We start from the raw sequence: 21,828 nt of genomic DNA on the forward strand, positions 1-21,828 counted from the left end.
AAATATATTATGATTTGGAACATAATAAACTAATTTTATGGTATAATAGAACCTTGAATGAAAGATTTTAAAGTAATTAAATATTCTTCTTTGTTTTATAATCAATGGAATGATTTTGTAGCAAGCTCAAAAAATGCCACATTTTTATTTCATAGGGATTTCATGGAATATCATCAGGATAGATTTGATGATTTTTCGTTATTGATGTTTAAAGGTGAAACCCTTATTTCAATTTTACCGGCAAATAAGGTTGAAAATAAAATATATTCGCATCAAGGTTTAAGCTATGGCGGACTTGTTTTTTCAAAGACTATAAATTTTGAAACAGTTTTAGAAACCGTAAAAGTGCTACTTTTATTTTTAAAGGATCACGGTATAAAAACACTTGTTCTCAAGCAAATTCCAAGACTATATTTTGAAAAACCTTCCGACGAAATAGATTATATATGTTTTTTGTTGCAGGCAAAACTATCTCGCAGGGACATGTCCATAGCAATTGATTTAAAAAGTGATTTTAAATACGCAACATTAAGAAAACGCAAAATAAATAAGGCTAAAACCTTTGATTTAAATATAGCAGAAGATAACGGTTTTTCGGTATTTTGGAATGAAGTTTTAGTGCCAAATTTAAAGGCTACTTACAACGTGCAACCTGTACATTCAGTTGAAGAAATAACAATGTTGCAACAAAAGTTTCCAAATAACATCAAGCAATTTAATGTTTTTGACGACTCTGGAATATTAGCAGGATGTACTGTCTTTATCAGTAATAAAGTTGTGCATTTGCAATATATTGCTACAAAAAAGAATGATAAAAAAGGCGCATTAGATTATTTAATAAACCATTTAATTACTGATACTTTTAAAGATAAAGCTTATTTTGATTTTGGGATAAGTAACGAAATGCAGGGCACAAAGCTAAATTTAGGTTTGGTACATTGGAAACAAGGTTTTGGCGGTGCTGCGGTAAGCCACGATTTTTATGAAGTAGATGTTGAAAACTATGAATTACTGGAAGATATAATCATATGATAAAATTTTTAGACCTAAAATCTGTTAACCAACGTTATGAGAACGACCTAAAAAATGCATTCAGCAATTTTTTGGAGAATGGTCAGTATATTTTAGGATCACAGGTTTTAGAATTCGAACAAGCTTTCGCCAATTACTGTGGCACAAGATATTGTTTGGGTGTAAGTAATGGTTTAGATGCCATAACTTTAATTTTTGAGGCTTATAAAACGCTGGGTTTGATGCATGAAGGCGATGAGGTTATCGTGCCGGCAAACACATATATAGCATCCGTTCTGGCAATAAGTAATGCAGGTTTAAAACCTGTTTTGGTTGCCCCAGATAGCGGTACATTTAATATAGATGTTTCAAAAATTGAAGCTAAAATTTCATCAAAGACAAAAGCGATATTGGGTGTGCATTTATACGGAAAATTATATGATGTCAAAGGTTTAGAACAACTTGCAGCACATCATAATTTAGTTTTAATAGAAGATGCTGCTCAAGCCCATGGAGCGGTTTTTAAAGACCGGAGAAAAGCTGGTAATCTATCAGAAATTGCTGCTTTTAGTTTTTATCCAACTAAAAATTTGGGTGCTTTTGGAGATGCAGGTGCGATTACTACTAACGATAAAAAACTATACGATACCATTGCTAAGTTGAGAGATTATGGACGTAACAGTTCCTACGAAAATAAATTTAAAGGTTTTAATTGCAGACTGGATGAATTACAGGCTGCATTTTTAAATGTTAAGTTGAAACATTTGGATTCTGAAAACCAAAAGCAAAAAGAGCTCGCTAAAATCTATTTAGAACATATTAATTCTGAAAAAATTATACTTCCAAAAATTGATGGTTTAGCTCAACATGTGTTTCATCAGTTTGTTATTAAATGTGAGGCGCGAGACCAATTAAAATCATATTTATATGAAAACGGCGTTGAAACCTCGATACATTATCCAGTTCCTATCCATAAGCAAGTAGCGTACAGCGAGTTTTCAGATTTAAAATTACCAATCTCGGAAAAATTAAGTCAAACAATTTTAAGTTTGCCTCTAAATTCATCATTAACAAAAAATGATATCATGCAGATAATTTCACTAATTAATAGCTTTTAGTGAAGTTTCTTAGAGCACATAAAGATGCATTTTTGATTAAACTGTTTTCGGTAAATTCACTAGGGGTTATACTTCGCACCTTTTTAGGGTTTATATCTCAAAAATTGATAGCTATTTATTTGGGGCCCAACGGCATTGCACTTGTAGGTAATTTAAGAAATGCGTTTACTTTGTTCAGTTTAGGAGCTACGGCAGGTGTAGATCAAGGTGTTTTAAAATACCAATCGGAGTTTGATGAAGATCCAAATCTGTTAAAAAAGCTATACAGTACCTCGATGGCTTATGGGGTTCTAGGGTCTAGTTTAGCTTTTATAATATTATGTTTTGGCGCAGATTTTTGGAGTAACTATTTATTTCAAACTCCAGAGTACAATTATCTGTTCCTTATACTGTCCTTTGCATTGCCGTTTACTGCATTTTATAACTTTGTTTTCGCAGTAATAAATGGAAAATCCAATTATAAAAAAGCAACTTTAATTTCATTTCTTGTTTATGCTATTGTGACGCTTCTTGTTATTGCATTAGTGGTATTATATGGTCTTTCCGGTGTGCTTTTGGCGGTAACTTTAACGCCTTTATCTCAGATTTTGGTTTTGGTATTATTTGCTAAAAAGGAAATAAAACTATTCTTTAATTTAAGAATAAGGTTCCATGAATTTTTTAGAACAAAACTGCTGTCATTTATAACAATGTCTATAGCAGCGGTTGTTTTAGCTAATTTAGTAGAGCTGCAATTGAGAAATCATTTAATTGAAAAATTAAGTATAGAAGAAGCTGGATATTGGACCTCTATGTTAAGCTTATCTAACTATTATCTCTCATTTTTAACGGGAGTATATTCTCTTTATGTACTTCCAAAATATGCCAAAATAAACAGTCTAAAATTGTTTAAAACAGAACTGTCCAGTATCTATAAAATAATAATACCGGTTTTTTTAGTCATGTTTCTGGGTATTTACTTTTTTAGGGATTTTGTAATACAACTTTTATATACAAGAGAATTTTTACCCATGGAAAAATTGTTTAAATGGCAATTATTAGGGGATTTGGTAAAAATTGTTGCAGTAATTATGGCGTATCAGTTTATTGCAAAAAGTTTATGGAAACATTTTATAATAACAGAAGTTATTTCTTATGTTTTATTCTATATTTTTGGAGTATATTTTGTGCAACATATGGGAGTAGAGGGTATTGTATTTGCCCATTTTATAAGATATGTGTTATATTTAGCCATTATTATTTTTATGTTGCCAAGTACTTTTAAAAGCAAAGAAAATTCAGATGAGATCTAGCGTAAAAAACATTCAAACTCTTGAAATACCAATTATTAAAGATCCGAGAGGAAATTTAGCAGTAGTTGAGAAAGACGTTATTCCGTTTAAAATGGAACGCGTGTATTATTTGTTTGATGTTCCCAGTGGCTCAACACGAGGAGGACATGCGCATAAAGCGTTAACTCAATTTATAATACCGCTAAGCGGAAGTTTTGATGTGATTTTAAAAGATGGTGTAGGTGAGAAAAGAGTAACGTTGAACAATCCTTCAAAAGGTTTATTGATTACGCCCGGTATTTGGCGCGAATTAGAAAATTTTTCCTCAGGGGCAGTTTGTTTGGTTGTCGCTTCTGATGTTTATAAGGCAAATGATTATATTGAGGATTTTCAAGATTATTTAACATATAATTCTTAATTTAAAACAAAGAAACCAGTTTTCTGAAAAGTTTATTTTGGCTCGCCCAATAATGAATATAATCTCTAATGTTTTTTGAGTTTATTTTTGAAAACATTTTTTTTCCCAATTTCCCATCTTCAAAATAGCCTGCCAAATAAAGTGAATGTTTGTAATGATTTTGATAATACCTGTGCACTAAAGAGGTGTTGAAATTATATTTATTAGTAAAATAATTAAATAACTCCATCATCTGTTGCTTCTGAAACATTAAATCTTCTAGCTTTTTTGTATGTGAATAAGAGGTTTTATGCACCCGATAAATGTGTAGCGATTCTTTGATAGTTTCAACAGAAGTATTCATTATCAAATCAACTAACATCGGATAATCTTCAATGCCAACATTCATTTTAATATACGTATCAAAATCTACATATTGATATATTTTCTCTCTGTTAAAACAAATACCGATAGGTGTAAAAGCACCCGATAAAATGGCCTTTTTATAGGCGTCTTTATCGCTTTCAATAAGGGTTTTGTTACTATAACGGTTGGTCGTGTTTGCATATTCAATATATTCGTCAAATCCAGAATCAACAAAACCTAGGCTGTCATCACTTTGTAAAATAGCAACCATTTTTTGCAGTGCGTGTTCGGTATTAAAAAGGTCGTCGCCAGCAATATCAAATACATATTTTCCCGTACATCTGTCGAGTGTAGCCTTGAAGTTTTTAAGAATTCCTAGTTGAGATTCATTTTTTAAAATTTTAAATAAACCGGGATGCTTTTCGCTGTAATCAGTTATAATTTCTAAGGTTCTATCAGAAGAACAGTCGTCTCCAACAACAATTTCATATTCAAAATCAACTTTTTGATTAAGAATAGATTGAAGGGTTTCTTCAATGTGCATTTCGTTGTTAAAAGTAATAAGGTGAACAGACAGAACTGGCATACAAATAAATATTCAATAAATATAGGTAATATATAAAGGTTCACTTAAAATAAAAAAGTTATTTTTGGATGTAAAATTCACGTATTTATCTGTCTAAAAATTTGATATTTCAGTTGGTAACAAAGGTGTAGAGCGCTTTGTGTGAATACTAACTCCTATCAGATTTGATTAATGTGAAACTTAAACTATGAAATCGAAAAAAATAGCAATTATAACACCTTCCGCAGGAAATGGAGGGGCTGAAAAAGTGTCAACGCTATTGTCCTTGATTTTAGAGGAATTAGGCTATAATGTTCATTTTATTGCTGCTTATGTTACAAAGGACTTTAAGGTAGGCGGCACCTATTATACACTCGAAATAACAAAATATTCTCCGTTTAAAAAATTTCATCAAATCAGAGGTTTTTTTAAGCTTAAAAATTACTTAAAAAAACAGAGATTCGATGTTGTAATAGATTTTAGATCCAGACGATTATTTCTAACAGAATTTGTATTTACTTATTTTATATTGCCTAAATTTAATAGTGCGATTTATACGTTCCATTTGCCTTTAATGGATAACTATTTTCCTAAGCCCTGGGGGGGATTCCGAAAAGCATATAACAGTTCTAAAAAAATTGTTTGTGTTTCTGAAGGAATCCAAGAAAAAGCGCATAAAGTAGGTCTCGTCAACACACAAGTGATATTAAACCCATTAGATTTTGACTTTATAAACAGTAAAATTGAACACAAAAAAATACGCGATTTTAAATTCATTATTGCCGTTGGAAGAATGGATGATAACATCAAGCAGTTCGACCATTTAATGTACGCATATTCAAATTCTGTACTTCCCGGAAAGAACATTCATTTGGTAATTCTTGGTCAAGGGCCTTATCAACCTACTCTTGAAGCCTACAAAGAAGCACTTTTGCATAAAGATAAAATTCATTTTGAAGGGTTTCAAAAGAACCCATTTCAATATATGAACGAAGCACAATTTTTTGTTTTGTCCAGTAAGTTTGAAGGTTTTCCAATGGTGGTTTTAGAATCTTTGGCTTGTGGCACTCCCGTTGTTGCTTATGATTGCCCAACAGGACCAAGCGAAATTATTACTCAAAAAGAAAATGGGATTTTGGTGCCTCCCCAAAATAAAGAAAAGCTTATAGAGGCTATGAATGAGTTTGCAACAAATGATGCACTTTATAAACATTGTAAAAAGAATACTAAAACGTCAGTAGCCCACTTGTCTTTTGAAGCTATAGGAAAACATTGGGAAGCTTTACTTGATAGCGATTAACCTTTCCGCTGCACCACCTCATACACCTGATTGTCATCACATTTCAACGTTTTGCTCGGATACTTTAACAGCAACGCATAATCGTGGGTTGCCATAAGTATGGTGTTGCCGTTTTTATTAATGTCCTGTAAAACCTCCATAACCTCCACGCTTGTTTGCGGGTCTAAATTTCCGGTAGGTTCATCCGCCAAAATAAGTTCTGGATTATTCAATAAAGCTCTCGCAATTGCCACACGTTGTTGTTCGCCTCCAGACAATTCATGCGGGAACTTGAATCCTTTGGTTTTCATCCCAACTTTGGTTAAAACCTCTTCAACACGAGCGTTCATTTTGTCTTTGTCCTTCCAACCTGTGGCTTTTAAAACGAACAATAAATTATCATTTATCGTTCTGTCAATCAATAATTTGAAATCCTGAAAAACCACACCCAGTTTTCGTCTTAAAAAGGGGATTTCTTTTTCTTTTAGAGTCTTTAAATTATAATCTACAATAAAACCTTCGCCTTCAGTTAATGGTAAATCGCCATAAAGCGTTTTCATAAAACTACTTTTACCTGTCCCGGTTTTACCAATTAAATATACAAATTCACCTTTGTTTATTTCTACATTCACGTTAGAAAGCACCAAGCTTTCCCCTTGATAAATGGACGCATCTTTAAGTTGTAAAATAGTTTCGGACATGGAAAATAAGTTTCAGGTTACAAGTTTAAAGTTTATAGTTCAAAGTACAAAGAACTAAATTCCAAAATCCAAATCTCAAACACCATTAAATTCTTCATCTATAATTCTCATTTTTATTTTTTTTTGGAATTTAGTGTTTGTTTTTTGGAATTTTAGGAAGTCTGTTTATAATTCTAGCATGATTGTTGCGTTATAGATGAAAATAGTTTCCAAAATAAATTTATTTTGGTTTCCATTGAATTTGTCTTTCCCATGAAGATGGGAATCTAAAACCTTTATTTATCTTTGAATTTCATCAAACAAAATCAAATACTAAATGAACTTTAAAAATAGTATGTCACTTATCGTGGCAATAAGCTTCAGTTTTCAAGTCATAGCACAACAATCGGCTGTTTATACAAACGATTTGGTAGAGTATCAAAAGGCGTTAAGTCTTTACAATAACCAACAATATCAGGCATCACAATCGTTATTTTCCCAAATAAGAAAAACTGCTAAAAAAGAAGGATTGAAAGGCGAATGTACCTATTACATTGCCAATTGTGCAGTACGCTTAAACCAGCAAAACGCAGATCAACTTATCAACGATTTTGTAGATGATTATCCTACCAGCACAAAACGAAATACTGCTTTTGTTGATGTGGCAGATTATTATTTTACCAACGGAAAATTTGCTTATGCCAGAAAATGGTATAACAGGGTTGATGAAAAGGCATTGTCTAGAAAAGAACGTCAGAAATTTTATTTTAATAATGGCTACACCGCTTTTGTTACCAAACAATATAAAGATGCTAAAACCTATTTGAGCAAAGTTGAAAATTCTCCGGAATATGGTTCTCAAGCCAAATATTACATTGGTTTTATGGCTTATGAAGGTGATGATTACGACAAAGCCAACGAATATTTTGAGCAGGTAAACGACAAAGAACGCTACAAGGAAAAGTTGTCTTATTACCAAGCAGACTTAAATTTCAAACTCGGAAAATTTGAAAAGGCTATTGCATTGGCAAAAGAAAGATTAGGTTCTAGCGATGATGTAGAGGTTTCAGAATTATCGAAAATTATAGGTGAAAGTTATTTCAATTTAGAAAAATATGATGAAGCAATTCCATATTTACAAGCCTATAAAGGCAAAAAAGGAAAATGGAACAATACCGATTTTTACCAATTAGGATACGCGCATTATAAACAAGGCGATTTTGAAAATGCCATTTCAGAATTCAATAAAATTATTGGCGGAAGCAATAGTATTGCCCAAAATGCTTATTATCATTTAGGTGAAAGTTATATCAAACTAGATAAAAAACAGGAAGCGTTAAACGCGTTTAGAAATGCATCCCAAATGGATTTCGATTTAAAAATTCAAGAAGATGCGTGGTTGAATTATGCGAAGATTAGTTACGAAATAGGGAATCCATACCAGTCGGTGCCTCAAGTTTTAGCGGGTTATTTAGATAAATATCCAAAAACGAGTTATAAGGAAGAAATTGAAACATTGTTGATTGATTCTTACATCACTTCAAAAAATTATGAAGAAGCGCTCAATCTTCTAAAAGGGAAAAACAGTTTTGAAAATAAAGTTGCCTACCAAAAAGTGGCGTTTTTTAGAGGTTTGGAATTGTATAATGACAATCAATATATAGAAGCAGAATCGCTTTTTGATAAATCTTTAGAAGAACAAAGAGACGAAAAATTTACTGCAAGGGCCACATTTTGGAAAGCTGAAGCCGATTATAATCTCACAAATTATGATGATGCATTAGTTGGCTTTAAGCAGTTTATGCAACAATCAAGTGGCATGACTTTGCCAGAACAAGAAAATTTAGATTACAACTTAGCCTACACTTATTTTAAGTTGAAAAACTACGATCAAGCATCTAATTATTTTAAGCAGTTTATTTCAAAACGTAAAGATGATAAAGTAAGATTGAATGATGCTTATTTGCGTTTGGGTGATGGTTATTTTGTGTCAAGTAATTACAACAACGCCATTGATGCTTATAATAACGCCATTAAATTAAATGAAGTCGAATCTGATTATGCATTTTTTCAAAAAGCGATAAGCACAGGATATGCAGGGAATGCTTCAAAAAAAATCAGGGAACTGGAAACGTTTATTGATATCTATCCAAAATCAAAATTGCGTGATGATGCCATGTACGAACTAGGGAATTCCTATGTAAAAGCGAATAGAGTAAATGAGGCCATGGCGATGTATGATCGTTTGAGTTCAGAATATAGAATGAGTTCCTTTGTGCCAAAAGCATTATTACGTCAAGGTTTGATAAACTATAATGCGAATAAAAACGAGGCCGCTTTAGGTCAATTTAAAAAAGTAGCAGGTAATTATCCTGGAACACCAGAAGCAGTTCAAGCTGTGTCAACAGCACGTTTAATTTATATCGATTTAGGGCGTGTGGACGACTATGCCGCTTGGGTTAAACAATTGGATTATGTTGAGGTAACGGATGCCGATTTGGACAACGCCACTTACGAAGCAGCGGAGAAACAGTATCTGGAAGGCAATACCGATGCGGCAATCAAACAGTTTAATGGCTATTTAAATAATTTCCCTAACGGACTGCACAGTTTGCAATCTCATTTCTACGTCGCGCAGTTATATTACAAAAAAGATTTAATCGCCAATGCCGCTCCTCATTATAAAGCTGTAGTTGAAGCTGCAAGAAGTGAATTTACTGAAGAAGCCTTATCGCGTTTATCGCAATATCATTTAGAAAGCAAAAATTGGAATAAAGCGATTCCGTTGTTAAAACGATTGGAAGAAGAAGCTAATTTTCCGCAAAATGTGGTGTTTGCACAATCTAATTTAATGAAGGCTTATTATCAATTAGAAGATTATACCGGTGCGGTATCTTATGCTGAAAAGGTTTTAAACGGTCCTAAAGTTGATAATAAAATTAAAAGCGATGCACATATTATTATTGCCCGTTCTGCCATAAAAACAGGAGACGAAGCAAAGGCGAAATTAGCTTATAAAAAGGTTGAAAAAGTAGCAACAGGCGAAACAGCAGCCGAAGCCTTGTATTACGATGCTTATTTTAAACATAAAGATGAAAAATTTGAGGCTTCAAACAAATCAGCGCAAAAATTAGCAAAAGATTATTCGGGATATAAGTATTACGGTGCCAAAGGTTTAGTTGTGATGGCGAAAAACTTTTATGCTTTAAAAGACGCATATCAAGCCACTTACATTTTAGAAAGTGTTATTGAAAACTTTAAACAGTTTGATGACGTTGTTGATGAAGCAAAAGCAGAATTGAATAAAATCAAACGGCAAGAAGCGAAAACTAATTCATCAATTTTACCAGAAGATTAAATAAGCTTTCAGTCGCAGTCTCAGTATTCAGTAAAAAATAAATCGTCAATCGTAAATCAAAAATTGTAAATCTAAATCTTATGCGAAAGCAAGTTAAATATATTCTAGTAGCACTAATTGCATGTAATATTTCGTTGTCCTTTTCACAAGACAAAGTAAAGGACACTATTAAAACAGGGGTTATAGACGTAGTGAAACCCTATACACCATCCATATCAGATGCTTTTAAGGTAAAAGAAGTGCCTGCTACGGAAGATGAGGAAACCCTTCAGAAAAAAGAAATTCAATACAATATTTTTTCCTTCCCAGTAGCATCCACATTTATACCTGCAAAAGGAAAAGCAGCTACGGTTGAAAAAGCTAAACCTGTAAAACTTTTCGATAATTATGCCACACTTGGGGTTGGGACTTATACCACGATTTTAGGCGAAGTGTATTTAAATCATGCCCTTAGTCGCACCGAAAGCGTGGGTGGTTACTTTAGTCATCATTCATCGGCAGGAGGAATTGAAGGTGTTCAGTTTGATGATAATTTTTCAAATTCAAAGATTAATGTGAATTACGGATCTCAATTACGGGATTTGGCTTGGAATGTAGAAGGGGGCTTTCAACATCAAATGTACAATTGGTATGGTGTGCCACAATCGCAAATCATGGCAGCGCAAACTGATGGTATAGATACGGATCATGCGTTTTCGAGTGCGCATTTTGGAGGCGATATTACTTTTGAAGACACCTATATCAATTCTGGAAGTTTCTTTTTCAGACGTTTTAGCGACAATCAAGGGTCTGGCGAGAACCGATTTGTAGCCAAGGCAAAAGTCGATATTCCTGTGAATGGGGAGGAGATTTCAACAGATTTTAAGTTCGATTATTTAGGAGGAACTTTTGATAGGAGTTATACCATGACCAATGAATTAGCGTACGGCAATGTTGTTATCGGCGTAACATCTACCTATCAATTGAAGCAAGATGATTTAACGGTCAATCTTGGTGCATCTATCAATTATTTAAACGACAGGGAATCGGGAGATAATACAATATATATCTACCCAAATATTACGGCGTCTTACAGATTAGTAGATGATATATTAATCGCTTTCGGAGGGATTGAGGGTGGTTTAATCCAAAATTCATATTATGATTTTGCTTCCGAAAACCCGTTTGTGTCCCCAACCTTAGTTGTTGCGCCAACAGACCAACAGTACAATGCCTATGTTGGTTTAAAAGGGAAATTATCCAGTAACATGAGTTATAGTGTAAACGGATTGTATAAAGCAGATAGAAACAGGGCATTGTTTAGAAATAATGAGATTACATTAATGGCAGACCAATCGTATTCCTATGGAAATTCATTTGGAATCGTATATGATGATGTAAAAACATTTGGAGTAGCAGGCGAGCTAAATGTTGATGTAAATAGAAATTTTACTTTAGGCATTAAAGCAGAATATTTTAGTTATAACTCGGATGATGAAGCTGAAGCCTGGAATTTACCAGACGTAAAGGGTTCCTTATTTTTAGACTACCAAATAGACGAACATTGGTTTGCAGGCGCAAATTTGATTTACACAGGCGAGCGTAAAGACCAATTCTTTTTAAATGACGGTGTAACTATTACCTCCGCTTTTACCAAAACCTTAGATAGCTTTTTTGATGCCAACGTACATGTAGGGTATCATATTAACGACCAAATATCTGTATTTGCAAAAGCGAATAATATTGCGAATAATGCCTATGAACGTTGGCAAAATACGCCTGTTCAAAGCATTCAGTTTTTAGCTGGGGCTACTTATAAGTTTGATTTCTAAGTCCTCGCGAAGGCGGGGATCTCATCCTTACCCGAAATTTGTTTCAGGGTCTCGTTTTTTGTCATTCCCGCAAAGGCGGGAATATCAACAAGTAATAAGTGAATATTTGTTGTTGTTAATTTACTTAAATAATCTTTTTGGCGTTACCACAAGGGTCAGGCTTTCGGCAGTCGCTCTCTACGAGGAGCTTCAACAAATGCCTCAATCCTTAACGCTGGTTTACCGAAAGGTTGATCATACCAATTAAAAATCTGTGAAAATCTGTGAAATCCGTGTCAAAATTTATTTTACAATCAACCGCGCCAAATAATCAAAATATTCTCCCACCATAACCAATTCACATTTCAATCCCACAGTTTCACAAACCAATTTCAAAGTTTCAAAATCCAAATACAACCATTTCATAGGCAATTCCTTTTTGCTTTTATAACTTAAAAAATAATCGAGTTCGCCATAATAATTAGCATTGGTGTCTATCCATAAACCGCCATCTTCATCTTCATACATATATTTAATATCCGAAGAATCAATTAAAATTTGTCCGTTTTGGTTTAGCAGACTTTTTAAGTGTAACAAATATTTAGAAACCTGATTTAATTCTTGAAAAATGCCTGTGCCATTCATTAACAATAAAATGGTGTCAAAGGTTTCAGATTCATCCAGAAGATTCAAAACCTCAGCATTTAAAACACCCCGTTGTTTAGCTACTTCAATAGCGCCTGTGGAAATATCAATCGCTTTAACCTGCAATCCTTTTCCTTGTAAATGCAGACTATGATTTCCAGCGCCACAACCAACATCCAGAATTTTTCCTTTGGCTAATTTTAAGGCTTTTTGTTCAAGTTTCGGCATGTCTTTATAACATCGAAACAAATAGGGAAGGGGCAACACATCTTCATCCGAAATACTTGTAGAAGTGATAATGTCTTCCGTGTAACTTCCATTGTGGTAATCTAATAAGGCTTGTCCGAAAAGGTCTTTCATTGATTTTAATGTTGAGCGTCATTGCGAGGACGAAGGACGCGGCAATCTCCTCCAAATTAAGGAAAAGATTACTTCAGTCATACTTCCTTTGTAAAGACGAAAAATATTATTTTTACGCCATGCAAGACACAATCAACAATCTCCCAAAGCTCGCCAAAGATAAGCATAACGAAAACAAAAAATTCTTCGCGAAGCTTAAAAGGAAACCACCAAAAAGTTTGGATTATATGATGCAAGAATTGCATGAACAGGAGTTTAAACGTACCGATTGTTTGGAATGTGCCAATTGTTGCAAAACCACGGGGCCGCTATTTACAGATAAAGATGTAGATAGAATTTCGAAACATTTCAGAATGAAAACACAACAATTTATCGACCAATATTTGCGTATTGATGAGGATAACGATTACGTGTTGCAAAGCGTACCATGTACATTTTTGGGCGCAGATAATTACTGTTCCATTTATGATGTGCGGCCAAAAGCCTGCAGGGAGTTTCCACATACCGATAGAAAAAAGTTTCAACAAATTTCAAATTTAACCTTGAAGAATGTAGCTGTTTGCCCTGCTGCTTTTAATATCGTGGAGGCGATGAAACAGCGGATTAAAGTGTAGTTTTTGGTCGCAGTCGCAGTCATAGTCGCAGTTTGGATATCTGTTTTAAAGATTGAAAGCGAAATTTTATAACGTTAATCCTTTACGTTCTTTAGGGAAAGAAAAAAAATAAATTATGAAATTAATTTGCATAGGTAGAAATTACACCGAGCACATCAAAGAATTAGAAAACGAAAAACCAACAGATCCCGTTGTGTTTTTAAAGCCTGATACTGCAATTCTATTAAAAAGGCAACCTTTTTTTATTCCGGATTTTTCGGATGATGTGCATCATGAAGTTGAGGTTTTGGTTAAAATTAACCGGGTTGGAAAACATATTGATAAAAAATTTGCACATAAATATTATGAGGAAATTGGACTGGGAATTGATTTTACAGCACGAGATTTACAAGCACAATTAAAAGCAAAAGGCTTACCTTGGGAAAAAGCAAAAGCATTTGATGGTGCTGCTGTTATAGGACAATGGATCTCTAAAAAAGAGGTGACTGATGTCAACCAAATTGAGTTTTCTTTAAAAAAGAACGATGAAATTGTACAAAAAGGAAATACAAGCCACATGTTGTGGAAAATCGATGAATTAATAGAATATGTGTCAAAATATTTTACTTTAAAGATTGGAGATATTATATTTACAGGCACACCAGCTGGAGTTGGCAGGGTAGTTGCAAATGATAAATTAAGTGGGTATATAGGAAACAAGGAACTATTTTCCATAACAATAAAATAAATGGAACAACATTATAAATTATTTAGAGTACGGGAATTGGCCGATAACGATGAGGATTTTGTTATGGCGTTGGCCGCAACTTTTTTAGAGGAAGTGCCGGAAGATGCAGAACGTTTAAAAAAGGCAGTTGCCGAAAAAGATTATCAAGAAGGCTACCAAGCAGCTCACAAAATGAAACCAACGATAGATTTATTTGAGTTGGGCGTGCTTGATGATTTAATTGTAATTCAGGATTGGGGAAAGTTTACAAAAACCGACCTTGATGTTACAAACGAATTAGAAATTGTAATTACAGCTGTTGAGAATACTATAGCTGAAATTAAGTCTGATTTTGGTCTGTAATGCTCGCAGAAATTATAACTATTGGCGACGAGCTGCTTATTGGTCAGGTTATTGACACCAACTCTGCCTTTATTGCCGAGGAGTTTAACAAAATAGGTGTTTCTATATACCAAATCACTTCTGTTCAGGATGATAAATCTCATATTTTACAGGCTTTTAGAGATGCTGAAAGTCGTGTGGATATCATAATCATAACTGGCGGATTAGGGCCCACAAAAGACGATATTACCAAAAAGACCATTGCTGAATATTTTAATGACACATTAATTAGAGATGCTTCAGTATTAAATAATATTGAGGATATCTGGAAAAAATATGCACGAAAAACATTACTTCAAATCAATAAAGACCAAGCTTTAATACCTTCTAAAGCTACTGTCTTAATGAATGAATTTGGAACTGCTCCAGGCATGTGGTTGGAAAAAGGAGAGAAAACGTTTGTGTCACTTCCCGGAGTGCCATTCGAAATGAAACAGCTCGTAGTAAACAAAGTCATCCCGAGAATAAAGGAAAAACACGAATGTCCGTTTATTTATCATAAAACACTTTTAACCTACGGTTTAGGCGAAAGTACCTTGGCTAAACGCATTGAGGATTGGGAAGATGCGCTTCCAGAAACCATTAAGTTGGCATATTTGCCTAATTTTGGAAGTGTAAGGTTGCGCTTATCTTCAAAAGGGTTTAATGCAGAAACAGTTAAAAGTGGTGTAGAAAATCAAATTAAAAAAGTGCTGCCAATAATTGAAGATGTTTTTGTTGGTTTTGAAGATAAAGTGCAGCCACTTGAATTAATAATAGCAAAACGATTGACCGAATCTGGAAAAACTTTGGCAGTAGCTGAAAGTTGTACAGGAGGAACTATTGCAGAACAATTTACTCAAAATTCAGGAGCATCTGCATACTTTAATGGAGGCGTTATAACGTATGCAACCCAGTCTAAAATAAATGTTTTAGGTGTTCCCGAGACACTTATTGCAGCACATTCGGTAGTGAGTGCTCAAGTTGCGGAGGCCATGGCGCAACAAGTTCGCAAATTATTCAAGTCAGATTATGGTGTTGCAACAACTGGAAATGCAGGGCCAACAAAAGGAGACTCCGATGCAGAGGTTGGGACGGTTTACATCGCTATTGCTACAAAAAATGCTGTAGTTTCAGAACAATTTATGTTAGGTACGGCACGTAAACGCGTCATCAAAAAAGCAGTTCACAAAGCGCTAGAAATGCTCGAAAAAGAAATTTTAAAAAATTGATTTATTTTAATTGTCATAATTCAAAGTTTTAGTATATTTGCACCTCGTTTTTAAGCAACAACAAATTTAAAGTTAAAGAAGAATGTCAAGAGTTTGTGAACTTACAGGAAAGAAGGCAATGGTTGGGAACAACGTGTCTCATGCAATGAATAAAACTAAACGCAAATTTCATGCAAATTTATTAAAGAAGCGTTTTTACATTCCAGAAGAAGATAAGTGGATAACTTTAAAAGTCTCTACTTCTGCTTTAAAAACAATCAACAAAATAGGGATTTCGGCTGCTATTAAAGAAGCTAAGTCTAAAGGATTTTTAAAATAATAGCTGTAAAGATAGGATTAGATTTCCGCCTTCGCGGAAATGAAAAAAAATAGTAAATATGGCAAAGAGAGGTAATAGAATACAGGTAATTTTAGAATGTACAGAGCATAAAGAGTCTGGAAAACCAGGAACTTCAAGATACATTACTACAAAAAATAAAAAGAATACACCAGACAGAATGGAGTTAAAGAAATTTAACCCTATCTTAAAGCGTATGACAGTTCACAAAGAAATTAAGTAATAAGGTTTTACCAACGTAAAGCTCATAAAGTAAAAAGCCATGGCAAAAAAATCAGTTGCATCGTTACAAACAGGATCTAAAAGATTAACCAAAGCAATAAAAATGGTTAAGTCTCCTAAAACAGGTGCTTACATGTTTGTAGAATCAGTAATGAGTCCAGAATTAGTAAACGATTTCTTAAACAAGAAATAAAACGTTTATTTTTTACAATATATAAAGCTGCTTTCTTTTAAGAGAGCAGCTTTTTTAATGAGATAGAAACGTTGAATTTTTATTCAAGGTTTCGAAATCGAATTAATCCCGCTTTTTCAGCGGGATTTCTTTTTAGCATACATTAACTTTTGCCTGCTTTGAGTATCTTTGCAACTCAAATTTTAATGACACTATTTCATGTTTCGCTTTTGGGCAAGGAATTTGTTATCAAGTATTTGGGCGCCTGCCGGTAGGCAGGCCTAACGCACCAATCCGCAATTGGCAGTAATTAAAATATAGTTGCTGTTCATTTGTGAATTATAGTAATCAACCTAATAAAACGAGTCGTAAAGCTTTAAACTTTTAAACTCATAAACGTATAAACATTTTTAAATGAGTTTTTTCAAAAAAATATTCTCCTCAGAAAAAAAGGAAACATTAGATAAAGGATTGGAAAAATCCAAATCCAGTTTCTTTGGCAAGTTAAGTAAAGCCGTAGCAGGAAAATCAAAAGTAGATGACGAGGTTCTTGATAATCTAGAGGAGGTTCTTGTAACCAGCGATGTTGGTGTAAACACCACACTTAAAATAATTGAGCGTATAGAAGAACGTGTTTCAAAAGATAAATATTTAGGAACAGACGAGTTAAACCAAATTCTTCGAGAGGAAATAGCTGGCTTGTTATCTGAAACAAACTCTGGCGAAGAGACCGAATTTACAATTCCAGAAAACAAAAAACCTTATGTAATAATGGTGGTGGGTGTAAACGGCGTTGGAAAAACAACAACAATTGGTAAATTGGCAAGTCAGTTTAAAAAGCAAGGTTTAAACGTGGTTTTAGGAGCTGCAGATACATTTAGAGCAGCCGCAATAGACCAATTGCAAGTTTGGGCAGATCGAGTAGATGTGCCAATGATTCGTCAAGAAATGGGTAGCGATCCAGCATCCGTGGCTTTCGATGCTTTAGAATCTGGTGTTAATCAAGATGCCGATGTTATTATTATTGATACCGCAGGACGTTTACACAATAAGGTAAATCTTATGAACGAGTTGACCAAAGTAAAACGCGTGATGCAAAAAGTGGTTGACGATGCCCCGCATGATGTGTTATTGGTTCTGGATGGCTCCACAGGACAAAACGCATTCGAGCAAGCCAAACAATTTACAGCAGCTACGGAAGTAACATCGTTAGCAGTAACTAAATTAGATGGTACAGCAAAAGGTGGTGTTGTTATTGGTATTTCAGATCAATTTCAAATTCCTGTAAAATATATTGGAGTAGGGGAAGGCATTGACGATTTGCAGGTGTTTAATAAGTATGAGTTTGTGGATTCTTTTTTTAAGTAATCCGAAAAGTTGAATAAGGAACAATTATTGTTATAGTATATTAAAATAATTTGCCTCAAATTATGCTTATATAATTAATTTGTATATTTGGGTCATATTCTTATTAAACTTAACTATTAAATAATGTCAGATAAAGTTTTAGAACTTCTAAAGAACGGTACTTTTGAGCTAGAAGGTGCCAGCGATTATTATTTTAAGTTTAGAAAAAAATATCCTACTTATGAGGATATTAAAAAAGAGTATCTCGAATCTACTGATACCGAAGCTAAATTAAAAGAATTATTTTTATAATTGGCAGTTAACACTCCAACACTTTCCTTAATTGCAGGTCCTAATGGATCTGGAAAAACATACTTTTCAGATTACTTAATAGAGCAAGGTATTATAACCACAAAACCAGTAAACTTAGACTTTATAGACGTTAATGTTTATAATAAGCTTAGTGGTAATGTCTACAATTATAATGCGCAAATTTCTAAAATCAAACATCAATTTTTCATAAAAAGTTGCGAAGAGGCAATTGCAGAAAATCAAGATTTTGCTTATGAAAGTAACTTGCGGATGTCACAAATAAAACCGGTAGCATTATTTGAGGCGGCTAACTATAATTTAAACTTAAATTTTTTTTACATGCCAAGTGTTAAAAGGTGTAAAGAGCGCGTAAGGACAAGGGTAAAAAATGGGGGCATGATGTTGATTATGTAAGCATTAAATATAATTTTGAAAAGAGTCTTGAAAACTTAGATGAATCGTTTTACGACTGGAATCAATTAATTATTTTCGATAATAGCGTGGATTTTATAAACGAAGAGAACGATTTAAGAATTGATATCCTGCTTATAGCAAAAAGAGGAGAGATTTTATATTGTTCGGAAAAATTTCCTCAGTCCACTATTATGAGCTATTTGAAAAAAATAAGTGTTGCCTGTGCTAAGTGGAAAAATAAACCAATTATATAAAAATGAGTTACAATATCTATCATAATCTAGTTATAAAAGTATCGCCCGAAAAAGTATTTGAAGCTGTTTCTTTACCTGAGCATTTGGATAATTGGTGGACATTAAAAAGTTCAGGAAAACCTAAATTGGGAGCAGCATACAATTTGAATTTTACGGATGAATATGATTGGTATTGCAAAGTTTCAGCTATAGAACCCAATTCATCAATTCATTTTAAAATGACAGAATCTGATGCAGATTGGAACTCCACAACTTTCGGGTTTGATTTGGAAGAAAATGAAAATGGTACTTTGGTTAAATTTAGTCATGTCAACTGGCCAAGAGAAAATCATCATTTTAAACATTCGTCTTTCTGTTGGGCAATGCTATTAAATGGACTGAAAAACTATTTAGAAAAAGGAGTTGTTATTCCGTTTGAAAAAAGAAACTAATCAATCAACTTATTAATCTCTGCCCAAAGTTCATTATCAAAACTACTAGGGCCAAGTAAGGATTCTCCAGCATCATCGCCCATTCTTATGATAACTAACTTTTGACTTGGAACCACATACATTTTTTGATCATTCTTTCCCAATCCTGCAATTAAATCATCGGGAGCGTTTTCTATCAATTTGCCTTGAAATTCTTGGGTTAATCCTGGGCCTCTATAACTATCCTTTCCGTTAAGCCACCATAAATAACCATAAGCTCTATTATGGTTTTGAGACGTATTTGTCATCGCATTAAAATAATCACTATCATCTAAAATAGCAGTATCATTCCAAACGCCTTTGTTCAGATTAAGTAATCCGAATCTCGCCATACTTCTTGCATTGCTGAAATACAATTTAAAATACCCAAAAGGAATCCAAGAACCTTGCATTCCAATTTTGTTTTTCAGTTTAGCATTAAAAAAGCTATCAAAATCGTTACCTACTGCTCCCGCAACAATATTATGGATTGTAGTGTAAGTGGCATTATGGTAATACCAAAAACTGCCCGGTTCACCTTTGTAAATAAGACATTCAGGGTCTGAGCAGTTATTATTAGTTACCGTATAGTCCAAACCAGTTGTCATGGTTAGATGGTTCCAAATTTTAATATTATCTTCTTGCTGTGTTGTTAAATTAGTCCAGCCCTTACCCAAATATTTGTTTGAAGGTTCATTGATGTTTAAATAACCTTCTTTTTGAGCAATTCCAGTAGTAAAAGCAACGAGGGTTTTAGCGGCAGAATTCCATGGTAAGTTTGAGTCTGCATCGGTGCCATTTCCGTACCATTCCAAAACCATTTTACCGTTTTTTAAAATCAAAAAAGCTTTTGTGCCTTTGCTTTCTACATAACTTAAAAGTGGCTGTATCTCAGATGCATTCCATCCTAACTCAGCAACGGTTGACGTTTCCCATGTATCAGAATTATTGGGCGGAAAATATAGCGCGTCAGCATCAGGAATTATCTCGGTAGTATCATTATTTGAAGAACAATTATAAAAGGATATAACAGCAATAAAAATAAAATAAGGCAGCTTTTTCATAAGATGGGTTTTTCAATTTTGGACTCTCTAATATAGAAAAGGTTTAATGATACTCAAAATCCGCAATCGTTAATCGTTATGCAACATTCGTTAATCATAAATCATTGCGTATCTTTGCGCCCTGATTTACAAATACTATGCGCACAAAATCACTCAAAAAAAATAGAATAAACGTAGTTACATTAGGTTGTAGCAAGAATGTTTATGATAGTGAAATTCTTATGGGGCAGTTAAAAGCCAGCGGAAAGGAAGTAGTGCATGAGGAAGAAGGCAATATCGTTGTGATTAATACCTGCGGATTTATAAATAACGCCAAAGAAGAAAGTGTCAATACCATTTTGGAATTTATGCAAAAGAAAGAAGCTGGAGATGTCGATAAGGTTTTTGTTACAGGCTGTTTAAGCGAACGCTATAAACCAGATTTACAAAAAGAAATACCCAATGTTGACCAATATTTTGGAACCACAGAATTACCGGGATTATTAAAGGCTTTGGGAGCAGATTATAAGCATGAATTAATAGGCGAACGTTTAACGACCACGCCTAAAAATTACGCCTATTTAAAAATAGCTGAAGGTTGCGACAGACCATGTTCATTTTGTGCCATTCCTATAATGCGTGGGAAACATAGGAGTACACCTATTGAAGACATTGTTATCGAAGCTGAAAAGTTAGCAGCAAACGGTGTTAAGGAATTAATTTTGATTGCTCAGGATTTAACCTATTACGGACTAGATTTATATAAAAAACGAAATTTGGCAGAATTGCTTGAGGCTTTAGTTAAAGTTGAAGGGGTTGAGTGGATTCGTTTGCATTATGCATTTCCGACAGGTTTTCCGATGGATGTTTTGGATGTGATGAACCGTGAACCTAAAGTTTGCAATTATTTGGATATTCCATTACAGCATATTTCAGATTCAATTTTGAAAAGTATGCGCCGTGGTACAACTAAAGAGAAAACAACTAAGTTGCTTCATGAATTTAGAGCGAAAGTTCCGGATATGACAATTCGTACCACGTTGATAGTTGGTTATCCTGGTGAAACTGAAGAAAATTTTCAAGAATTAAAACAATGGGTTACAGACATGCGCTTTGAGCGTTTAGGTTGTTTTACCTATTCGCATGAAGAAAATACCCATGCGTATAATTTGGAAGATGATGTTCCCGAAGCTATTAAAATTGACAGGGCTAACCAAATTATGGAAATTCAATCCCAGATTTCATGGGAATTGAATCAGGCTAAAATAGGAAAAGAGTTTAACGTTATTATTGATAGAAAGGAAGGCAACTATTTTGTTGGAAGAACTGAATATGATTCCCCAGATGTTGATAATGAAGTTTTAATCGATGCTACTAAAACATATTTAAAAACCGGGGAATTTGCAACCATAAAAATTGTTGAAGCAGAAGATTTTGATCTCTATGGAGAGGTTGTTCAATAGTTTTTAAAAATTATTTCATAAATAAAAAGGCAGGTTTCATTG

At 33.8% G+C, this 21,828-nt stretch carries 23 protein-coding genes; 19 read left to right on the forward strand and 4 right to left on the reverse strand.

Going from position 1 to position 21,828, the window contains the following annotated elements; genetic code table 11:
* Positions 1–57: 57 nt before the first annotated feature.
* From ABXQ82_RS04225 to ABXQ82_RS04240, 4 genes are read left to right on the forward strand one after another with little or no spacing between them, the layout of a single operon-like run.
* Positions 58–1,032: a GNAT family N-acetyltransferase gene (locus ABXQ82_RS04225; protein WP_367055334.1), complete on the forward strand. Its 975-nt coding sequence runs from the start codon at positions 58–60 to the stop codon at positions 1,030–1,032.
* Positions 1,029–2,129, forward strand: coding sequence for a DegT/DnrJ/EryC1/StrS family aminotransferase (locus ABXQ82_RS04230; RefSeq protein ID WP_367055337.1), 1,101 nt, complete (start codon positions 1,029–1,031; stop codon positions 2,127–2,129). The genes ABXQ82_RS04225 and ABXQ82_RS04230 overlap by 4 nt, the downstream gene beginning before the upstream one ends.
* Positions 2,129–3,421, forward strand: coding sequence for an O-antigen translocase (locus ABXQ82_RS04235; protein ID WP_367055340.1), 1,293 nt, complete (start codon positions 2,129–2,131; stop codon positions 3,419–3,421). The genes ABXQ82_RS04230 and ABXQ82_RS04235 overlap by 1 nt, the downstream gene beginning before the upstream one ends.
* Positions 3,411–3,818, forward strand: coding sequence for an FdtA/QdtA family cupin domain-containing protein (locus tag ABXQ82_RS04240; RefSeq protein ID WP_367055343.1), 408 nt, complete (start codon positions 3,411–3,413; stop codon positions 3,816–3,818). The genes ABXQ82_RS04235 and ABXQ82_RS04240 overlap by 11 nt, the downstream gene beginning before the upstream one ends.
* A 1-nt stretch (position 3,819) precedes the next feature.
* Here ABXQ82_RS04240 and ABXQ82_RS04245 read toward each other — a convergent pair whose 3' ends face one another.
* Positions 3,820–4,749, reverse strand: a complete 930-nt coding sequence (locus ABXQ82_RS04245; protein WP_367055346.1) for a glycosyltransferase family 2 protein — start codon at positions 4,747–4,749, stop codon at positions 3,820–3,822.
* Between the two features lie 187 nt (positions 4,750–4,936).
* Here ABXQ82_RS04245 and ABXQ82_RS04250 point away from each other — a divergent pair, with 187 nt between their 5' ends.
* The gene (locus ABXQ82_RS04250; protein WP_367055349.1) at positions 4,937–6,028 is read left to right on the forward strand and encodes a glycosyltransferase; all 1,092 of its coding nucleotides are present in this window, start codon (positions 4,937–4,939) and stop codon (positions 6,026–6,028) included.
* On the opposite strand, the gene ABXQ82_RS04255 is transcribed toward ABXQ82_RS04250, so the two are convergent.
* Positions 6,025–6,708: an ATP-binding cassette domain-containing protein gene (locus ABXQ82_RS04255; protein ID WP_367055352.1), complete on the reverse strand. Its 684-nt coding sequence runs from the start codon at positions 6,706–6,708 to the stop codon at positions 6,025–6,027. The two genes, ABXQ82_RS04250 and ABXQ82_RS04255, sit on opposite strands and share 4 nt — an antisense overlap.
* A 316-nt stretch (positions 6,709–7,024) precedes the next feature.
* Between ABXQ82_RS04255 and ABXQ82_RS04260 the strand changes: the two genes are divergently transcribed.
* Positions 7,025–10,045, forward strand: coding sequence for a tetratricopeptide repeat protein (locus ABXQ82_RS04260; RefSeq protein WP_367055355.1), 3,021 nt, complete (start codon positions 7,025–7,027; stop codon positions 10,043–10,045).
* Between the two features lie 80 nt (positions 10,046–10,125).
* Complete coding sequence (locus ABXQ82_RS04265) at positions 10,126–11,856, forward strand: TonB-dependent receptor (RefSeq protein WP_367055358.1); 1,731 nt, start codon at positions 10,126–10,128, stop codon at positions 11,854–11,856.
* A 282-nt stretch (positions 11,857–12,138) separates the two neighbouring features.
* On the opposite strand, the gene ABXQ82_RS04270 is transcribed toward ABXQ82_RS04265, so the two are convergent.
* Positions 12,139–12,840, reverse strand: a complete 702-nt coding sequence (locus ABXQ82_RS04270) for a class I SAM-dependent methyltransferase (protein ID WP_367055361.1) — start codon at positions 12,838–12,840, stop codon at positions 12,139–12,141.
* Positions 12,841–12,959: 119 nt separating this feature from the next.
* Here ABXQ82_RS04270 and ABXQ82_RS04275 point away from each other — a divergent pair, with 119 nt between their 5' ends.
* From ABXQ82_RS04275 to ABXQ82_RS04325, 11 genes are all read left to right on the forward strand, one after another.
* On the forward strand, positions 12,960–13,454 hold the full coding sequence (locus tag ABXQ82_RS04275) for a YkgJ family cysteine cluster protein (RefSeq protein WP_367055364.1): 495 nt from the start codon (positions 12,960–12,962) through the stop codon (positions 13,452–13,454).
* Positions 13,455–13,569: 115 nt separating this feature from the next.
* Entirely contained in the window at positions 13,570–14,181 is a 612-nt protein-coding gene (locus ABXQ82_RS04280) for a fumarylacetoacetate hydrolase family protein (protein WP_367055367.1), read from the forward strand.
* The gene (locus ABXQ82_RS04285; protein WP_367055370.1) at positions 14,182–14,523 is read left to right on the forward strand and encodes an Hpt domain-containing protein; all 342 of its coding nucleotides are present in this window, start codon (positions 14,182–14,184) and stop codon (positions 14,521–14,523) included.
* Positions 14,523–15,773: a competence/damage-inducible protein A gene (locus tag ABXQ82_RS04290; RefSeq protein WP_367055373.1), complete on the forward strand. Its 1,251-nt coding sequence runs from the start codon at positions 14,523–14,525 to the stop codon at positions 15,771–15,773. Before ABXQ82_RS04285 ends, ABXQ82_RS04290 begins: the two co-directional genes overlap by 1 nt.
* Positions 15,774–15,855: 82 nt before the next feature.
* Positions 15,856–16,092 (forward strand): 50S ribosomal protein L28, encoded by a 237-nt coding sequence (gene rpmB / locus ABXQ82_RS04295; RefSeq protein ID WP_367055376.1) that lies wholly within the window; start codon positions 15,856–15,858, stop codon positions 16,090–16,092.
* 58 nt (positions 16,093–16,150) lie between these two features.
* Positions 16,151–16,333, forward strand: a complete 183-nt coding sequence (gene rpmG, locus ABXQ82_RS04300) for a 50S ribosomal protein L33 (RefSeq protein ID WP_367055379.1) — start codon at positions 16,151–16,153, stop codon at positions 16,331–16,333.
* Between the two features lie 39 nt (positions 16,334–16,372).
* Complete coding sequence (locus ABXQ82_RS04305; protein ID WP_367055382.1) at positions 16,373–16,525, forward strand: DUF4295 domain-containing protein; 153 nt, start codon at positions 16,373–16,375, stop codon at positions 16,523–16,525.
* 393 nt (positions 16,526–16,918) lie between these two features.
* Positions 16,919–17,872, forward strand: coding sequence for a signal recognition particle-docking protein FtsY (ftsY, locus tag ABXQ82_RS04310; protein WP_367055385.1), 954 nt, complete (start codon positions 16,919–16,921; stop codon positions 17,870–17,872).
* A gap of 123 nt (positions 17,873–17,995) precedes the next feature.
* Positions 17,996–18,163 (forward strand): hypothetical protein, encoded by a 168-nt coding sequence (locus ABXQ82_RS04315; protein WP_367055388.1) that lies wholly within the window; start codon positions 17,996–17,998, stop codon positions 18,161–18,163.
* Positions 18,164–18,577 (forward strand): zeta toxin family protein, encoded by a 414-nt coding sequence (locus ABXQ82_RS04320; RefSeq protein WP_367055391.1) that lies wholly within the window; start codon positions 18,164–18,166, stop codon positions 18,575–18,577. It begins immediately after the preceding gene.
* 256 nt (positions 18,578–18,833) lie between these two features.
* Positions 18,834–19,262: an SRPBCC domain-containing protein gene (locus ABXQ82_RS04325; protein ID WP_367055394.1), complete on the forward strand. Its 429-nt coding sequence runs from the start codon at positions 18,834–18,836 to the stop codon at positions 19,260–19,262.
* Here ABXQ82_RS04325 and ABXQ82_RS04330 read toward each other — a convergent pair.
* Positions 19,259–20,344, reverse strand: coding sequence for a serine hydrolase (locus ABXQ82_RS04330; protein WP_367055397.1), 1,086 nt, complete (start codon positions 20,342–20,344; stop codon positions 19,259–19,261). The two genes, ABXQ82_RS04325 and ABXQ82_RS04330, sit on opposite strands and share 4 nt — an antisense overlap.
* A gap of 137 nt (positions 20,345–20,481) precedes the next feature.
* Here ABXQ82_RS04330 and rimO point away from each other — a divergent pair, with 137 nt between their 5' ends.
* Complete coding sequence (gene rimO / locus ABXQ82_RS04335) at positions 20,482–21,786, forward strand: 30S ribosomal protein S12 methylthiotransferase RimO (RefSeq protein ID WP_367055400.1); 1,305 nt, start codon at positions 20,482–20,484, stop codon at positions 21,784–21,786.
* The last annotated feature ends 42 nt before the right edge of the window (positions 21,787–21,828 follow it).

Origin of the sequence: Algibacter sp. 2305UL17-15, assembly GCF_040720935.1 — a bacterium.
Lineage (GTDB): Bacteria > Bacteroidota > Bacteroidia > Flavobacteriales > Flavobacteriaceae > Jejuia.

Bases quoted from the DNA above. Each gene is read 5' to 3' on its own strand.
- ABXQ82_RS04225 (WP_367055334.1), top strand. From the start codon at position 58: ATGAAAGATTTTAAAGTAATTAAATATTCTTCTTTGTTTTATAATCAA.
- ABXQ82_RS04230 (WP_367055337.1), top strand. From the start codon at position 1,029: ATGATAAAATTTTTAGACCTAAAATCTGTTAACCAACGTTATGAGAAC.
- ABXQ82_RS04240 (WP_367055343.1), top strand. From the start codon at position 3,411: ATGAGATCTAGCGTAAAAAACATTCAAACTCTTGAAATACCAATTATT.
- ABXQ82_RS04245 (WP_367055346.1), bottom strand. From the start codon at position 4,749: ATGCCAGTTCTGTCTGTTCACCTTATTACTTTTAACAACGAAATGCAC.
- ABXQ82_RS04250 (WP_367055349.1), top strand. From the start codon at position 4,937: ATGAAATCGAAAAAAATAGCAATTATAACACCTTCCGCAGGAAATGGA.
- ABXQ82_RS04255 (WP_367055352.1), bottom strand. From the start codon at position 6,708: ATGTCCGAAACTATTTTACAACTTAAAGATGCGTCCATTTATCAAGGG.
- ABXQ82_RS04260 (WP_367055355.1), top strand. From the start codon at position 7,025: ATGAACTTTAAAAATAGTATGTCACTTATCGTGGCAATAAGCTTCAGT.
- ABXQ82_RS04265 (WP_367055358.1), top strand. From the start codon at position 10,126: ATGCGAAAGCAAGTTAAATATATTCTAGTAGCACTAATTGCATGTAAT.
- ABXQ82_RS04270 (WP_367055361.1), bottom strand. From the start codon at position 12,840: ATGAAAGACCTTTTCGGACAAGCCTTATTAGATTACCACAATGGAAGT.
- ABXQ82_RS04275 (WP_367055364.1), top strand. From the start codon at position 12,960: ATGCAAGACACAATCAACAATCTCCCAAAGCTCGCCAAAGATAAGCAT.
- ABXQ82_RS04280 (WP_367055367.1), top strand. From the start codon at position 13,570: ATGAAATTAATTTGCATAGGTAGAAATTACACCGAGCACATCAAAGAA.
- ABXQ82_RS04285 (WP_367055370.1), top strand. From the start codon at position 14,182: ATGGAACAACATTATAAATTATTTAGAGTACGGGAATTGGCCGATAAC.
- ABXQ82_RS04290 (WP_367055373.1), top strand. From the start codon at position 14,523: ATGCTCGCAGAAATTATAACTATTGGCGACGAGCTGCTTATTGGTCAG.
- rpmB (WP_367055376.1), top strand. From the start codon at position 15,856: ATGTCAAGAGTTTGTGAACTTACAGGAAAGAAGGCAATGGTTGGGAAC.
- rpmG (WP_367055379.1), top strand. From the start codon at position 16,151: ATGGCAAAGAGAGGTAATAGAATACAGGTAATTTTAGAATGTACAGAG.
- ABXQ82_RS04305 (WP_367055382.1), top strand. From the start codon at position 16,373: ATGGCAAAAAAATCAGTTGCATCGTTACAAACAGGATCTAAAAGATTA.
- ftsY (WP_367055385.1), top strand. From the start codon at position 16,919: ATGAGTTTTTTCAAAAAAATATTCTCCTCAGAAAAAAAGGAAACATTA.
- ABXQ82_RS04315 (WP_367055388.1), top strand. From the start codon at position 17,996: ATGTCAGATAAAGTTTTAGAACTTCTAAAGAACGGTACTTTTGAGCTA.
- ABXQ82_RS04325 (WP_367055394.1), top strand. From the start codon at position 18,834: ATGAGTTACAATATCTATCATAATCTAGTTATAAAAGTATCGCCCGAA.
- ABXQ82_RS04330 (WP_367055397.1), bottom strand. From the start codon at position 20,344: ATGAAAAAGCTGCCTTATTTTATTTTTATTGCTGTTATATCCTTTTAT.
- rimO (WP_367055400.1), top strand. From the start codon at position 20,482: ATGCGCACAAAATCACTCAAAAAAAATAGAATAAACGTAGTTACATTA.